20 protein-coding genes, 1 other RNA gene and 1 pseudogene are annotated in these 12,755 nt (G+C 61.2%); 10 read left to right on the forward strand and 12 right to left on the reverse strand.

Translation table 11 applies throughout. The annotated features are described in order from the left end of the window. Positions 1-91 precede the first annotated feature (91 nt). Positions 92-601 carry an arsenate reductase ArsC gene (locus NKH12_RS27935; RefSeq protein ID WP_352956096.1) on the reverse strand — a complete coding sequence of 170 codons (510 nt, stop codon included), beginning with the start codon at positions 599-601 and terminating at the stop codon, positions 92-94. Positions 602-818: 217 nt separating this feature from the next. Between NKH12_RS27935 and NKH12_RS27940 the strand changes: the two genes are divergently transcribed. Beyond that, a complete protein-coding gene (locus NKH12_RS27940) occupies positions 819-1,163 on the forward strand; it encodes a hypothetical protein (protein WP_352956098.1) in 345 nt (114 codons plus the stop codon). 60 nt (positions 1,164-1,223) lie between these two features. Here NKH12_RS27940 and msrB read toward each other — a convergent pair whose 3' ends face one another. The 6 genes from msrB to NKH12_RS27970 form a co-directional block, all read right to left on the reverse strand. Further along, positions 1,224-1,628, reverse strand: a complete 405-nt coding sequence (msrB, locus tag NKH12_RS27945) for a peptide-methionine (R)-S-oxide reductase MsrB (RefSeq protein ID WP_352956099.1) — start codon at positions 1,626-1,628, stop codon at positions 1,224-1,226. Positions 1,629-1,735: 107 nt separating this feature from the next. Then, positions 1,736-2,557 carry an MBL fold metallo-hydrolase gene (locus NKH12_RS27950; protein ID WP_352956100.1) on the reverse strand — a complete coding sequence of 274 codons (822 nt, stop codon included), beginning with the start codon at positions 2,555-2,557 and terminating at the stop codon, positions 1,736-1,738. Further along, on the reverse strand, positions 2,558-3,748 hold the full coding sequence (locus tag NKH12_RS27955; protein ID WP_352956101.1) for a vWA domain-containing protein: 1,191 nt from the start codon (positions 3,746-3,748) through the stop codon (positions 2,558-2,560). A gap of 3 nt (positions 3,749-3,751) precedes the next feature. Continuing rightward, complete coding sequence (locus NKH12_RS27960; protein ID WP_352956102.1) at positions 3,752-4,009, reverse strand: type II toxin-antitoxin system HicB family antitoxin; 258 nt, start codon at positions 4,007-4,009, stop codon at positions 3,752-3,754. A 34-nt stretch (positions 4,010-4,043) separates the two neighbouring features. Then, positions 4,044-4,490 carry a GNAT family N-acetyltransferase gene (locus NKH12_RS27965; RefSeq protein WP_352956103.1) on the reverse strand — a complete coding sequence of 149 codons (447 nt, stop codon included), beginning with the start codon at positions 4,488-4,490 and terminating at the stop codon, positions 4,044-4,046. A 112-nt stretch (positions 4,491-4,602) separates the two neighbouring features. Next, positions 4,603-5,442, reverse strand: a complete 840-nt coding sequence (locus tag NKH12_RS27970) for an AAA family ATPase (protein WP_352956104.1) — start codon at positions 5,440-5,442, stop codon at positions 4,603-4,605. 180 nt (positions 5,443-5,622) lie between these two features. Between NKH12_RS27970 and ssrS the strand changes: the two genes are divergently transcribed. From ssrS to NKH12_RS28000, 6 genes are all read left to right on the forward strand, one after another. Beyond that, positions 5,623-5,778, forward strand: a non-coding RNA gene (ssrS, locus tag NKH12_RS27975) — 6S RNA. A 98-nt stretch (positions 5,779-5,876) separates the two neighbouring features. Next, entirely contained in the window at positions 5,877-6,458 is a 582-nt protein-coding gene (locus tag NKH12_RS27980; RefSeq protein WP_352956105.1) for a 5-formyltetrahydrofolate cyclo-ligase, read from the forward strand. 87 nt (positions 6,459-6,545) lie between these two features. After that, positions 6,546-7,370, forward strand: coding sequence for a TIGR00282 family metallophosphoesterase (locus NKH12_RS27985; protein ID WP_352956106.1), 825 nt, complete (start codon positions 6,546-6,548; stop codon positions 7,368-7,370). A 71-nt stretch (positions 7,371-7,441) separates the two neighbouring features. Further along, a complete protein-coding gene (locus NKH12_RS27990; protein WP_352956107.1) occupies positions 7,442-8,209 on the forward strand; it encodes a TerC family protein in 768 nt (255 codons plus the stop codon). A gap of 60 nt (positions 8,210-8,269) precedes the next feature. After that, complete coding sequence (locus NKH12_RS27995; RefSeq protein ID WP_352956108.1) at positions 8,270-8,557, forward strand: BrnT family toxin; 288 nt, start codon at positions 8,270-8,272, stop codon at positions 8,555-8,557. Next, positions 8,538-8,825: a BrnA antitoxin family protein gene (locus NKH12_RS28000; protein WP_352956109.1), complete on the forward strand. Its 288-nt coding sequence runs from the start codon at positions 8,538-8,540 to the stop codon at positions 8,823-8,825. The genes NKH12_RS27995 and NKH12_RS28000 overlap by 20 nt, the downstream gene beginning before the upstream one ends. A gap of 9 nt (positions 8,826-8,834) precedes the next feature. On the opposite strand, the gene NKH12_RS28005 is transcribed toward NKH12_RS28000, so the two are convergent. From NKH12_RS28005 to NKH12_RS28015, 3 genes are read right to left on the reverse strand one after another with little or no spacing between them, the layout of a single operon-like run. Further along, positions 8,835-9,302, reverse strand: a complete 468-nt coding sequence (locus tag NKH12_RS28005; protein ID WP_352956110.1) for an SRPBCC family protein — start codon at positions 9,300-9,302, stop codon at positions 8,835-8,837. Between the two features lie 48 nt (positions 9,303-9,350). Further along, a complete protein-coding gene (locus tag NKH12_RS28010) occupies positions 9,351-9,713 on the reverse strand; it encodes a hypothetical protein (RefSeq protein WP_352956111.1) in 363 nt (120 codons plus the stop codon). 17 nt (positions 9,714-9,730) lie between these two features. Further along, positions 9,731-10,213, reverse strand: a complete 483-nt coding sequence (locus NKH12_RS28015; RefSeq protein ID WP_352956112.1) for an SRPBCC domain-containing protein — start codon at positions 10,211-10,213, stop codon at positions 9,731-9,733. Positions 10,214-10,264: 51 nt separating this feature from the next. Between NKH12_RS28015 and NKH12_RS28020 the strand changes: the two genes are divergently transcribed. From NKH12_RS28020 to NKH12_RS28030, 3 genes are all read left to right on the forward strand, one after another. Further along, positions 10,265-10,588, forward strand: a complete 324-nt coding sequence (locus NKH12_RS28020; protein WP_352956113.1) for an ArsR/SmtB family transcription factor — start codon at positions 10,265-10,267, stop codon at positions 10,586-10,588. A 224-nt stretch (positions 10,589-10,812) separates the two neighbouring features. Beyond that, positions 10,813-11,562: a YebC/PmpR family DNA-binding transcriptional regulator gene (locus NKH12_RS28025; protein WP_023800014.1), complete on the forward strand. Its 750-nt coding sequence runs from the start codon at positions 10,813-10,815 to the stop codon at positions 11,560-11,562. Between the two features lie 58 nt (positions 11,563-11,620). Beyond that, positions 11,621-11,932, forward strand: a complete 312-nt coding sequence (locus NKH12_RS28030; protein ID WP_352956114.1) for an Rdx family protein — start codon at positions 11,621-11,623, stop codon at positions 11,930-11,932. Between the two features lie 26 nt (positions 11,933-11,958). On the opposite strand, the gene NKH12_RS28035 is transcribed toward NKH12_RS28030, so the two are convergent. Together NKH12_RS28035 and NKH12_RS28040 are read right to left on the reverse strand one after the other, a co-directional pair. Continuing rightward, positions 11,959-12,438, reverse strand: a complete 480-nt coding sequence (locus NKH12_RS28035; RefSeq protein ID WP_352956115.1) for an anthrone oxygenase family protein — start codon at positions 12,436-12,438, stop codon at positions 11,959-11,961. Position 12,439: 1 nt separating this feature from the next. Beyond that, positions 12,440-12,755, reverse strand: a pseudogene (locus tag NKH12_RS28040) (NmrA family transcriptional regulator); the annotation flags it as partial.

A 12,755-nucleotide genomic window follows, 5' to 3' on the forward strand; every position in this document is an offset into this window, starting at 1 on the left:
GGTCGGCGCGGTCGTCGACCTCTTCACCCCAGCCGAATGTGCCAATTACTTCAAAGCCGCAGGATATGAACCGGATTAAACAGGACGTGCTCTAGTTCGGCTTCGGCGTGTCGTGGCCGATCGCATCGAGATGCTGTTGCAGCGCCAGATGGTCGAGCGCGTCAATCCGTAGATTTACCAACAGCGAAATGCGGTTGTTGAGCATGCGATAGGCATCGGCAAAGGCAAGATGCAGTTCGGCTTCGGTGCCGTCTGCCTTGGCTGGGTCCGGTATAGACCAAAGCGCGGTGATCGGATGACCCGGCCAGATCGGGCAGGGTTCATTGGCGGTGCTGTCGCAAAGCGTGAAGATGAAGTTCATTTCCGGCGCGTCGGGCTCGGCAAACTCGTCCCAGCCTTTCGAACGGGCGAAGCTCGTGTCGTAGTTGAGGCTTTCGAGCAGCTGCAGTGCGTAGGGATTGACCTCGCCCTTCGGCTGCGAACCGGCAGAAAAGGCCTTGAACCTGCCGGCACCGATACGATTGAGGATAGCTTCCGCCATGACGGATCGCGCCGAATTGGCGTTGCAAAGGAACAGCACGTTGTAGACATCATCGCTCATCTCAAGACCTCCTGGGCAAGGCGACTGGATGATGGGGGCGGCAGATTCGGGCAAGGTATCTTTGCCGAGATGCCGACAAGGGCGACGTAGAAAGGTTTCACGACCGTTTAATGACAATCTGTCAAATCATACGCCTGCGTGCCGATGATCGACTTGCGTTGACAGGCTCGCTGTTTTGGACATCTCTGCGGCTGTCGAATGAGAGAAAGCCGCATCGATGAGTGCGCCAGAGACTTTCGAAGGCGAAGACGGCAAGGCAGGCCGTGCGGCGGGTTTCTTCCGCTCGCGCTGGCAAGGCACAGCCCCGCTCGACCGGCTGTTCTGGCGCGATCTTGTCCTTGTCGGCACGGCGATCAACATCGCAGTGTCGGTGCTGGCGCTGATCCTGCTCGGGCTGAAGCTGCCGCTCGCTCTCGTTCTGGCGGTGCACTTCGCGCCGGTGCCGTACAACTTCTTTCTGACTTTTGCGGTGTGGCGGACCGCCGAGAAATCCCCCGGCGTCAAGGCTTCCCTGATGACGGTGGGGGCTGTGCTGTGGCTGATACTGGTGGTGGTGATCTGATAGAACAGTGCTGCCGGCATAGGCCGGGCGAAGCCGTCCTTTGCCACCGTCGAATTCCAGTCAGGCAGCCGGCTCGAACTTCAGCGCGACGCCGTTGATGCAATAGCGCAGGCCGGTCGGCGGCGGGCCGTCCTCGAAGACGTGGCCGAGATGGCTGCCGCAGCGGGCGCAGTGGCATTCGGTGCGGATCATGCCGTAGCTGCGGTCGACGGTCGTCTCGACCGAACCGGGCACCGGGTCATTGAAGCTCGGCCAGCCGGTGCCGCTCTCGAACTTCAGCTTGGATTCGAACAAAGGCTGGTCGCAGCCGACGCAGGAAAAGGTGCCGGCGCGCTTCTCGTGGAGCAGGGCGCAGCTGCCTGGCCGCTCGGTGCCGTGATTGCGCATCACCGCATATTGCTCCGGCGTCAGCCGGGCGCGCCATTCGGCATCGGTGCGGGTGACTGCGTAGGTGTGACTATCCATTTTTTGCCTCTTAGCTCATGCCGCTATTGGGGTTGTCTTCCCCAGTTCGCCTAAATTAGGCATTCGTTACGACTTTTACCCATATTTTCGATGCCGCGAAGGATTCCTCAGGCGATCGCAGCGAGATACCGCGCAATCGACCCTGCAAATGCCGTCTTTGCATCTCCGATGACGTTCTGGCTCCACCATGCGCCATAGATATGGTCGAACGCGAAAGGTTCCAGCGCAGCTTTGATGCCGAGCACTTTCGCCGCATTGAGCGGAATGTAGTTCGGGTAGCTGTACATGAAGCTGACATGGCGGCGGGTCGGCGTCACCTGCAAGATGTCGCCGGCCAGGATGGCATCGCCGCCGTCGCGCTTCCAGTGCAGCACCTGGCCACCGGCAAAGTGACCGCCGCAGCGGATAAGTGTCAGCGAGGGGTTTAGGGCGCGCGTCTCGCCCTCCCAGCTGATAACAGCCGGATGCGGCCGCATGATCCACTGACGATCGTCGGCGTGCAGATAAATCGGCACGCCGCCAAACGCCTCGCTCCACTCGACCATCGCCGAATAATAATGGCAGTGCGAAATGGCGATTGCGGTGAGGCCGCCCCGTCGGTCGATTTCGGCCACCGCCTCGTCGCTGACCATCGAGATGCAGTCCCACAGCACGTTGCCGTGCGGGGTTTGTGCCAGCAGCGCCCGCTGACCGATGGCGAAGCGCGGCTCGATGCCGAAGGCGAGCACGCCGGCGTCGTCTTTCATCACGACCCGATGCCCGGCGGCGAGCTCTTCCAGCGTGATCCAGGCCTGGCCCTCCCAGCGCACATATTGCCGCTCGTCCTCGCAGATCGGGCAATGGTCCGGTGGCGCGGCTGTCGCCGCGAACTGGACGCCACATTGCAGACACAGGAAACAGGTCGGTCGTCCTGTTTTGCGTGAATCCATTCAGTGCTTCCTTGAAAGCTGCTTCGTCGCGGCTTCGAGCCCGGCGAGCGTCAGCGGAAACATGCGGCCGCCAAAGATATCGCGGATCATGGCGATCGAATGAGTATAGCCCCAGTGTTTCTCATTTTCCGGGTTGAGCCATACCGCGTTCGGCCATTGCCGCAGCAGACGGCCGAGCCAGACGGCGCCTGCTTCCGGGTTCCAGTGCTCGACCGAGCCGCCGGGATGCGCGATCTCGTAAGGGCTCATCGAGGCGTCGCCGACGACGATCACCTTGTAGTCCGGGCCGTATTTGTGGAGGAGGTCGAAGGTCGGGATCACCTCCGCATGGCGGCGGCGGTTGTCCTTCCACACGCCCTCGTAGAGGCAGTTGTGGAAGTAGAAATATTCGAGCTGGCGGAATTCGGCGCGGGCGGCCGAAAACAGCTCCTCGACGCTTCTGATATGGTCGTCCATCGAGCCGCCGACATCGAAGAACATCAGCAGCTTCACGGCATTGCGCCGTTCGGGCCGCGTCCGCACGTCGAGATAGCCATGCTCGGCAGTGGCATGGATGGTGCCGGGCAGGTCGAACTCCTCCTCGGCGCCTTCGCGCACCCAGCGGCGCAGGCGCTTCAGCGCGATCTTGATGTTGCGGGTGCCGAGCTCGACGGCATCGTCGAAATTCCTGAATTCGCGCTTGTCCCAGACTTTGACCGCGCGGCGGTTGCGGCTCTCATGCTGGCCGATGCGAACGCCTTCGGGATTGTAGCCATAGGCGCCGAAGGGCGAGGTGCCGCCGGTGCCGATCCATTTCGTCCCGCCCTGGTGGCGACCCTTCTGTTCCTCCAGCCGCTTTTTCAGCGTTTCCATCAGCTTTTCAAAACCGCCGAGCGCTTCGACCAGCTTTTTCTCCTCATCGGTCAGGTGCTTTTCGGCAAGCCGGCGCAGCCATTCCTCCGGAATGTTTTCGACATCGACCGCGTTTTCGCCTGCCAGCGCTTCGACACCCCTAAGGATGTGCGAAAAGACCTGGTCGAAACGGTCGATGTGGCGCTCGTCCTTCACCAGTGCTGAGCGGGCGAGATAGTAAAACCCCTCGACGTCATAGTCGACCAGTCCCGCCTCCAGCCCTTCCAGCAGCGACAGATACTCCCGGAGTGAGACGGGAACCCGCGCAGCCTTCAATTCGAGGAAGAAGGGAATGAACAATTGCTATCTGTGCCTCACGATCACGGCGGATTCACGCCCGGGCCTGTCGATTTCGCCGGATCGCAGCAAATCCGCTACCGTACTTGGGTTAGGTATAGGTAAATGCTTTGCAATACGTGCTTCGATCCATTCGCGCGCGGCGGACGTCGCGTCGGCAATTGCTTCCTGGGGGCTTGCGCCGCCGTGGCAGCCGGGAAGGTCGGGCACCCGCACCCCCCAAACGTCATCGGTGCCATCGAGAATTCCGACATATCGGATCATTCAGCTCGTCCCCAGGCTACTTTGATCGCTCTCATCACATCAAATCATATTCGATGAAGCCGGTCCGGCGCGCCACATGGTCGTAGAGCTTGCGCGCGGTGGTGTTGGTCTCGTGCGTCATCCAGTAGACGTTCTTCACCCCGATCTTGCCGGCTTCGTGCTTGACCGCTTCGATCAGGGCGGCACCGACGCCCTTGCCGCGCACATCCGGGTCGGCGAACAGATCCTGCAGATAGCAGTTGTTTTTTTCAGACCAGCAGGAGCGATGGTAGAGGTAATGGGTGAGGCCGACCGCCTTGCCGTCGAGGGTGGCGATGAACCCCTTCGGCTCGAATTCACCTTCCGTGAACAGCCGCTTCCAGGTGACGGCATAGACCTCTTCCGGCAGTTTGGTTTCGTAGAAGGTGAGGTAAGCAGTCCACAGGCGCTGCCAGTCGGCGTGATGGGATTGTGCCAGTGGGCGGACAGTGATCTCGGTCATTTCATTTCCCTCTGAAGCTTCATGTCCAAGCTGCTCCGGTGCTCTGTTGGCGACAACGGTCCAGCAAGGGGAAAGCGCTGTCCGATCCTTTCGCTCGCTGCGCGGACCGCTCTCACCCCTGCCTTCTCGCCATAAAGGCCAAGCGCTCGAACAGATGCACGTCCTGTTCGTTCTTCAAAAGCGCACCATGCAGCTTGGGCAGCGCGTTTTTCGGGTCGGCGCGCAGGTCCTCGGGCGCGATGTCATCGGCGACCAAGAGTCTGATCCAGTCCAGTGCCTCGGAGGTCGACGGCTTCTTCTTCAGGCCCGGCACGTCGCGGATCTCGTAAAACTGGGTCAATGCGGCGCGCACCAGGTTTTGCTTGATGCCGGGATAGTGCACGTCGACGATCCGGTGCAGCGTCTCGACGTCGGGAAAACGGATATAGTGGAAGAAGCAGCGGCGCAGGAAGGCGTCCGGCAGTTCCTTCTCGTTGTTGGACGTGATGATGACGATCGGGCGCACGGCGGCGCGGATCGTTTCGCCGGTCTCGTAGACGAAGAACTCCATCCTATCGAGTTCCTGCAACAGGTCGTTGGGGAACTCGATATCGGCCTTGTCGATCTCGTCGATCAGAAGCACGATCTTCTTGGTCGTCGCGAAGGCGTCCCACAGCTTGCCGCGCTTGATATAGTTCCTGATGTCGTTGAAGCTGATATCGCCGAGCTGGCTGTCGCGCAGCCGCGAGACGGCGTCATACTCGTAGAGGCCCTGCTGCGCCCTTGTCGTCGACTTGACGTGCCATTCGATCAGCTCGAGGCCGAGCGCGGCCGACACTTGCCTGGCCAGTTCGGTCTTGCCGGTGCCGGGCTCGCCTTTGACCAGCAATGGCCGCTCCAGCGCGATTGCCGCATTGACCGCCACCATCAGATCCTTGTCGGCGACATAGGCCGCCGTGCCTTCGAAACGCATTCCTGATCCTCGGTTTTTCATGGCAACCGTAAGGAGACAGCCCAGCCTGTGCAAGGTGCAGCGGCGAGAGCGCGGTGAACCTGGTGCCGCGCTGCTCCCAGGCAGGACTTGTGACGAATTAAGCCGCCGAACATGACCGTCTCTATGGCGCTTGGTCGATCGCCGGCCTATATTGGTCGTGACGGTCTGCGCTTCCCGGCAGGAGAACATTTTCCCCGGGGCCTTAATGATCCCTAGGGAGCTGTCCCTGGGAAGACCCGTGGGTTTTCTCATACGGCGCCCACCTACTTTGTAGGTTCCCGGGATCGCTCTCTCCACCGGTTGTGTGGATCGTCACTCGACGCAAAGGATCCACTCACGCTTCGGTGGGTCATGCGGTAGAAAACGTCGCTCCCAATGCTCCAATCAGATCCGACCTTTTCTACCTTGGCTCCATGACCTCTTCAAAAGACCTGAAAAGACGTCTCCGCAAGGAAGCACTCGGGCGCCGCGACGCGCTCGATCCATTCTGGCGGGTGGAAGCGGCGCTCGAAATGGCCGAGACGGCGCGGGACAGCATTGCGATAGAGCCGGGCCAGATCGCCTCCGGCTTCTGGCCGATGCGCTCGGAAGTCGATGTCCGGCCGCTGATGTTCGCCTTGCGCGAAAAGGGGGCAAGGCTTTGCCTCCCCGCCATTCTCGACAAGACCACTATCGTTTTTCGCGAACTAGTGCGCGGCGCACCGATGATCGACATGGGGTTCGGCACCGTCGGACCGCATGAGGAGGCGGAGGTGCTCGATCCCCAGGTGATGCTGGTGCCGCTCGCGGCTTTCGACGCGCGCGGCCACCGCATCGGCTACGGCGCCGGTTACTACGATCGCGCGATCGCGCGGTTGGTCGACAAGGGGCAGCCGCCGCGGCTGATCGGCATTGCTTTCGACTGCCAGGAGGTGGGGTTGGTGCCGGATGAGCCGCATGACGTGATCATCTCGGAAATACTCACCGAGAGCGGGTTGCGCCGGTTCGCGCCGTAATTGTAGATAAGTTCCTGGACGCATGGTCTTTTCCGAAAGTCATGCAGCTTTTTGCTTCGCTGACCTTCGGTTCGGGATCATCCTTATATGAGACTTCTCTTCCTCGGCGATATGGTCGGCAAGACGGGACGCACGGCGGTGTGGGAACAACTGCCCGGCCTGATCTCGGATTTCAAACTCGACTTCGTCATCGTCAATGGCGAGAACGCCGCCGGCGGCTTCGGCATCACCGAAGAGATCTTTCGCGAGACGATCTCGGCGGGTGCCGATGTCGTCACCACCGGCAATCATGTCTGGGACCAGCGCGATGCGCTGGCTTTCGCGCCGCGCGAGGAACGGTTCCTGCGTCCGTCCAATTTCCCCAAGGGCACGCCGGGGCGCGGCTCCGGCGTCTACGTCGCCAGAAACGGCGCGCGCGTTCTGGTCGCCAACATCATGGGCCGGGTGTTCATGCATCCCGAACTCGACGATCCGTTCCAGGCCGGTGAGCGCGAGCTTGCCGCCTGCCCGCTCGGCGAGCAGGCCGATGCGGTGGTCATCGATTTCCATGCCGAGGCGACCTCTGAAAAAATGTGCTTTGCGCATTTCGTCGACGGCCGCGCCAGCCTGGTCGTCGGCACCCACACGCACCAGCCGACCGGCGACCACCATATCCTCAATGGCGGCACCGGCTATATCTCAGACGCCGGCATGTGCGGCGACTATGATTCCTCGCTCGGCATGGACAAGGAGGAGCCGCTCAACCGGTTTCTGTCGAAGGTGCCGAAAGGACGTTTCGAGGCGGCGACCGGCCCGGCGACATTGTGCGGCGTCGGCGTCGACATTTCGGATCGCAGCGGCCTGACCGAGCGGATTGCGCCGTTTCGCCGCGGACCGCGGCTCGAGGAAACCGCGCCATCTTTCTGGTCGTGACATTGATATCAACGCCTGCGATACCTAACTGCCGGCGACACTGCTCTAGATCGTAAGAGGGGACGACCTCCATGCAGCTCATCGAGTTCCTGACGCCGCATTTCGCCTTTGTCTCCGATCCGACCGCATGGGTCGCGTTGCTGACGCTGATTGTGCTGGAGGTCGTGCTCGGCATCGACAATCTGATCTTCATCTCGATCCTGACCAACAAATTGCCGGAGGCACAACGGGCCCGCGCGCGGCGGCTCGGCATTTCTGCCGCGCTGATCATGCGGCTGGTGCTGCTAGCCACCATCTCGATCATTGTCCAGTTGACGGCGCCGGTATTCACCGCTTTCGGCCATGGCTTTTCCTGGCGCGATCTGATCCTGATCGCCGGCGGCCTGTTCCTCGTCTGGAAGGCGACCAAGGAGATACACCACACGGTCGATCTCGAGGATCACCAGGACACGATGATGGGCGAGACGCTGCAGCTTTCGATGGCCGGCGCCATCTTCCAGATCCTGCTGCTCGACCTCGTCTTCTCGATCGATTCGATCATCACCGCGGTCGGTATGACCGACGAGATCGCCATCATGTACATCGCCGTTATAGTGGCAGTCACCGTGATGATGCTGGCGGCCGGGCCGCTCGCCGATTTCATCGCCAAGAACCCGAGCATCGTCATGCTGGCGCTAAGCTTCCTGCTGATGATCGGCATGACGCTGATCGCCGACGGCATGGGCTTCCATGTGCCGAAGGGCTACATCTACGCCGCCATGGGGTTCTCGGCGCTGGTCGAGGGCCTCAACATGCTGGCGCGACGTCGCAGAAAGGCAAAAGCCGGCGCGGGGCACTAAGCCATTGACGCTTGACTCTTACGGAATTGTACGTACAATATTGTAAATAATGGTGCTGCCTTGGAGTTCGAGTGGGATGCTGAAAAGGCCAAGCGCAATCTTGCCAAACATGGTGTCGCATTCGATCTCGCAAAGAATGTCTTCGACGATCCGCTCTATATGATTGTGCCTGATCGGTTCGAAGATGGGGAGCAGCGATGGCATGCGGTCGGGATGATCGAAACGCTGGTGATCCTACTCGTCGTTCACACTTACCCCGATCTCGAAGATGAAGAGCGGGTTCGGATTATCGGCGCCCGAAAGGCGACGCCGCATGAAAGGAGGCGCTATGAGCAGGAAGGAGCTTAGCCAGGATCAGCGCGATCAACTTGCCAAGCTGGCTGATTTGCCTGACGATGAAATTGATACTTCCGACATTCCGGAAGCGCCGGCCGAGAACTGGATTCATGCTCGCCGCGGGCATCTTTACCGACCGCTCAAGCAGCCGGTGACCATTCGGCTCGACGCCGACGTGCTGTCCTGGTTCAAGGAGCATGTCGAGGGTGGCGGTTATCAAACCGAGATCAATCGCGTGCTCCGTCGTCATGTGGCGGAGCAGGAAAAGCGGCGGTCCTGAGCGCTCCAGCTAAGTAGTCGGTACACCCTTCGGGTGACGGTCGCCTATCAGGCCAAGCGTCAGCCCTTGCTCCAGCCACGCTTTGGCGCCGGCGAGCACCAGCGCGAAGCCATCGGTCGAGCCGATCGCCTGCTTGACCTGCTCGTCGGCACTGCCGGCAAAGCCGAAATTCCGGACTTCGACAAAGGTCGTGCCGCCCGGCATCTCGCTAAAGGTCCAGGCTACCGCGGTCGGCGGATTGCTCCATTGCATGACGATCTTTTCGTTCCTGACGATCTCGCTGACCGTGACCGGCGTCGAGACGCCATACATGCGCCATTCCCAGCGAACCTCGTTGCCGCTGTCCAACCTGTCGCTGCCATGAGTGAACCAGAATTTCGTGGTGATCGCCGGATCGACGATGGCTTCGAACACTTCTGCGACCGGCCGCCGGATCAGCATGCCGGCTTCGGCGACCGGTGTCTCGCGGATGTCCATGTCGTCCTCCTTCTCAAGTCGATGCCGCCCCTATCGCCAGGCGTCGGGTCACCAGGCGTCGGGTTCGCGCACCAGGTGAATGATGTTCGCCGGATTGGTGATCCAGCCGCCACGAAAACCTTCGCCGAGCGCCTCGATGGCGTCGCAGCGCACGACACCGGCCTTGGCGAGATGATCGGCTGCGGCCGGAAAATCGTCGGTGAAAAGCTCCAGCCAGACCTCGGCCTGGCTCAGCATCGGCGCCTCGTCGATCCACAGGCGATTGGGACCGAGTTCGAAACCAATAGCTGGCGCTTTGGCTGTGAACGGCTTCAGCCCGACGACATCCAGGTAGAAGGCGATCGTCTCCTGGTATTGGTGCGGCGGCACCTTCATGGCGATGTTGACGCCGCCGGTGATCTTCGCAGGCATTCTTTCCCTCCGTCTTCTCAGATATTGTCTTCGCTGGCCGGCTCGCCCTTCATCTCGCTGCGGTAGTAACCGTCGCGCAGGTTGTTGCCGTATTCGACATAGGCCTTCATGCAGGCCAGCATCTGCGACCAGCCCTCGCAATTGAGGTAGGATTTCTTCAGACCGACCGCGTCCTCGTGCCAGCCGGTCTCGGCGATGGTGACGAAGGTGCCGCCGTCATCCAGCGGCTCGAAATTCATCTCGATGCGCGTCTTGTAAGCCGGCTTGCCGTCGGCGTCGGTGGCGTCCCAGCGCAGCACGATGCGGCTGTCTTTCTCCACCTCGTCGACCTCGACCGGGACCTTGCCCCACCAGACGACCCCAGCGCCGGCCACCAGCGGCGCGCTGGCGCCACCGATGGTGGTGAAATAGCCGCTGAGCTTCGTCGGATTGACGACCGCGTCGAAGACTTCGGCGACCGGTTTGCCGATGCGGCCCGAAACTCTGAATCCAAGAGACATATCCACAGCTCCTTCCTTGATCAGAACCGCATTATGTTATAAAAATATAACATGTCAAGCAAAGCTCAGGACGACAATGTTTTCAAGGCGCTGGCGCATCGGCGCCGGCGTGCGCTGCTGGACGAGCTGAAGGACGCGCCGCGGACCACCGGCATGCTGTGCGATGCCTTTCCCGACATGGACCGCTGCACCGTCATGCTGCATCTGAAAGTGCTGGAGGAAGCCGACCTGGTCGTGGCGCGGCGCGAGGGACGCGAACGCTGGAACCATCTCAATGCGCTGCCGATCAAGCAGATCCACGACCGCTGGATTAGCCAGTACGCCACGCATGCGATCAGCATTCTCGACCGGCTGAAATCCGATCTGGAAGGGTGAACGGCCACAGGATGCAGTTGGTGGGCACGTTGCGCACCACCCTTACGGCGCGGCTGGACGAATTGAGCCGATTTATCTATAAGCCGGCCATTCCGACATAGAGCGCCATACGTCCATCCGGACGCACCAAGGACGTTCTGAAGTTTTGAATTCGAGCGTTTTGGGAAAAGGCGAGGTGACTACCTCGCTGCAGGATGCTCTGCCAAGAAGACGACAGGGGTGCCATGGCTGGCCATTCACAGTTCAAGAACATCATGCACCGCAAGGGCCGCCAGGACGCGGTGCGGTCGAAAATGTTTTCCAAGCTGGCGCGCGAAATAACCGTCGCCGCCAAGAGCGGCACGCCGGATCCGTCGATGAACCCGCGCCTGCGTCTTGCCGTGCAGAACGCCAAAGCGGTGTCGATGCCGAAGGACAATATCCAGCGCGCCATCAACAAGGCGTCGATGGGCGATGCCGAGACTTACGAAGCCGTGCGCTACGAAGGCTACGGGCCGGGTGGCGTTGCTCTCATCGTCGAGGCGCTGACCGACAACCGCAACCGCTCGGCGTCGAATGTGCGCGCCGCCTTCACCAAGGCCGGTGGGGCGATGGGCGAAACCGGCTCGGTGTCGTTCATGTGGGACCGTGTCGGCGAGATCTTCTATCCGGCGTCAGTCGGCAGTGCCGAGAAGGTCATGGACGCGGCGATCGAGGCCGGTGCCGACGACGTCCAGTCGGACGAGGAAGGCCACACGATCTATTGCGCCTTCGAGAATCTGGGTGAGGTGTCGAAGGCGCTGGAAGGCGCGCTCGGCGAGGCTGAATCGGTGAAGCCGATCTGGAAGCCGCAAACCAACATTGCGGTTGACGAGGAACGGGCACAGTCGCTGATGAAGCTGGTCGCGACGCTCGAGGACGATGACGACGTGCAGAGCGTCTACGCCAATTTCGAGGTCGACGACGAGACCATGGCGAAACTCAGCGCGGCATGAGCACGGCTCAGCCAGACATGAGCGAGCTCAGTCCGACATGAGCGGAGCTCAATCTGACATGACCGAAAAGCCGTTGCCCCAGGTCCGCATCACCTATTGCACGCAGTGCCAGTGGCTGCTGCGGGCCGGCTGGATGGCGCAGGAGCTGCTGTCGACCTTCGGAACGGATCTGGGCGAGGTCACGCTGGTACCGGGCACCGGCGGCATCTTCACCATCAGCTGCAACGACACGCTGGTCTGGGACCGCAAGCGTAATGGCGGCTTTCCCGATGCCGCAAAGCTCAAGCAACTGGTTCGCGACGTGATCGATCCGGATCGCGATCTCGGCCATGCCGATCGAAAGGGCCATAAGTCAAAAGACCCTGCCTGAGGGTCTTTTACTCTTCTGTCGTGCATTCACCGCCATGCCATGATGAAGCAGCCCAGCGCGGCGATGGCGGTGATGGTGCGGACATGGTTCCACATCACCCAGTCCCTGAGATAGGTGGTCCACACCGCGGCGCCGTTGGCGCTCGCCGGATCGACGGCGGCCAGAGCGTTGTTGAGCGGCACGTTGAAGATCATCGTCACGATCAGGTTGCCGACGACATAGATCAGGGCGCCGGCGAGAAGCCAGAACGAACCCGGCTGGTTCCAGCCGAGAATGGCGCTGACGACGAGGATGAGGCAGACCAGCCCGGTGCCGAAAAGCGCGGTCATGAACATCGGCGTCACCGCAGTGACGTTGATCGAATTCATGGCGGCGATACCGCCCGCGGCAGGCATGCGGGCGAGGCCCGGCATGACGAAGCTGGAAAAGGCGAAGAAGACACCAGCGACGACGCCCGAGCCGAGCGCGGCTACGAAGGTTAGGGGAGGGAGCAGTTTCATGATCATGTCAGTTGCTCCAGATGCCGGTAGCGGCGGTTTCGGTTGCGTAGGCGGAGAAGTCCCTTGGCGCTCGGCCGAGCACGCGCTGGACGCCGTCGGTCAGCGCCTCGTTGCGGCCGTCGAGCACTTCGGTGAACAGTTCATTGAGCAGCCAGGCGAACTCGGCCGGCAACTCGTACCCGGCTACTGCGGCAGTGAACTCGGCATGCGAAATCCGTTTGAACCGAATGTCGCGGCCGTTCGCCTTGCCGATCTCGGCGACCGCGTCGGCGAAGCTCAGCAGCCGTGGCCCCGTCAGCTCGTAAAGCTGGCCGATATGGCCT

The organism is Mesorhizobium sp. M1322, assembly GCF_040318085.1.
In the GTDB taxonomy this organism is placed as follows: Bacteria; Pseudomonadota; Alphaproteobacteria; order Rhizobiales; family Rhizobiaceae; genus Mesorhizobium.

What these genes read in the sequence shown, in the direction of transcription:
- NKH12_RS27935 (WP_352956096.1), bottom strand. Translation starts at nt 601, where the DNA reads ATGAGCGATGATGTCTACAACGTGCTGTTCCTTTGCAACGCCAATTCG.
- NKH12_RS27940 (WP_352956098.1), top strand. Translation starts at nt 819, where the DNA reads ATGAGTGCGCCAGAGACTTTCGAAGGCGAAGACGGCAAGGCAGGCCGT.
- msrB (WP_352956099.1), bottom strand. Translation starts at nt 1,628, where the DNA reads ATGGATAGTCACACCTACGCAGTCACCCGCACCGATGCCGAATGGCGC.
- NKH12_RS27950 (WP_352956100.1), bottom strand. Translation starts at nt 2,557, where the DNA reads ATGGATTCACGCAAAACAGGACGACCGACCTGTTTCCTGTGTCTGCAA.
- NKH12_RS27960 (WP_352956102.1), bottom strand. Translation starts at nt 4,009, where the DNA reads ATGATCCGATATGTCGGAATTCTCGATGGCACCGATGACGTTTGGGGG.
- NKH12_RS27965 (WP_352956103.1), bottom strand. Translation starts at nt 4,490, where the DNA reads ATGACCGAGATCACTGTCCGCCCACTGGCACAATCCCATCACGCCGAC.
- NKH12_RS27970 (WP_352956104.1), bottom strand. Translation starts at nt 5,442, where the DNA reads ATGCGTTTCGAAGGCACGGCGGCCTATGTCGCCGACAAGGATCTGATG.
- NKH12_RS27980 (WP_352956105.1), top strand. Translation starts at nt 5,877, where the DNA reads ATGACCTCTTCAAAAGACCTGAAAAGACGTCTCCGCAAGGAAGCACTC.
- NKH12_RS27985 (WP_352956106.1), top strand. Translation starts at nt 6,546, where the DNA reads ATGAGACTTCTCTTCCTCGGCGATATGGTCGGCAAGACGGGACGCACG.
- NKH12_RS27990 (WP_352956107.1), top strand. Translation starts at nt 7,442, where the DNA reads ATGCAGCTCATCGAGTTCCTGACGCCGCATTTCGCCTTTGTCTCCGAT.
- NKH12_RS28000 (WP_352956109.1), top strand. Translation starts at nt 8,538, where the DNA reads ATGAGCAGGAAGGAGCTTAGCCAGGATCAGCGCGATCAACTTGCCAAG.
- NKH12_RS28005 (WP_352956110.1), bottom strand. Translation starts at nt 9,302, where the DNA reads ATGGACATCCGCGAGACACCGGTCGCCGAAGCCGGCATGCTGATCCGG.
- NKH12_RS28010 (WP_352956111.1), bottom strand. Translation starts at nt 9,713, where the DNA reads ATGCCTGCGAAGATCACCGGCGGCGTCAACATCGCCATGAAGGTGCCG.
- NKH12_RS28015 (WP_352956112.1), bottom strand. Translation starts at nt 10,213, where the DNA reads ATGTCTCTTGGATTCAGAGTTTCGGGCCGCATCGGCAAACCGGTCGCC.
- NKH12_RS28020 (WP_352956113.1), top strand. Translation starts at nt 10,265, where the DNA reads ATGTCAAGCAAAGCTCAGGACGACAATGTTTTCAAGGCGCTGGCGCAT.
- NKH12_RS28025 (WP_023800014.1), top strand. Translation starts at nt 10,813, where the DNA reads ATGGCTGGCCATTCACAGTTCAAGAACATCATGCACCGCAAGGGCCGC.
- NKH12_RS28030 (WP_352956114.1), top strand. Translation starts at nt 11,621, where the DNA reads ATGACCGAAAAGCCGTTGCCCCAGGTCCGCATCACCTATTGCACGCAG.
- NKH12_RS28035 (WP_352956115.1), bottom strand. Translation starts at nt 12,438, where the DNA reads ATGATCATGAAACTGCTCCCTCCCCTAACCTTCGTAGCCGCGCTCGGC.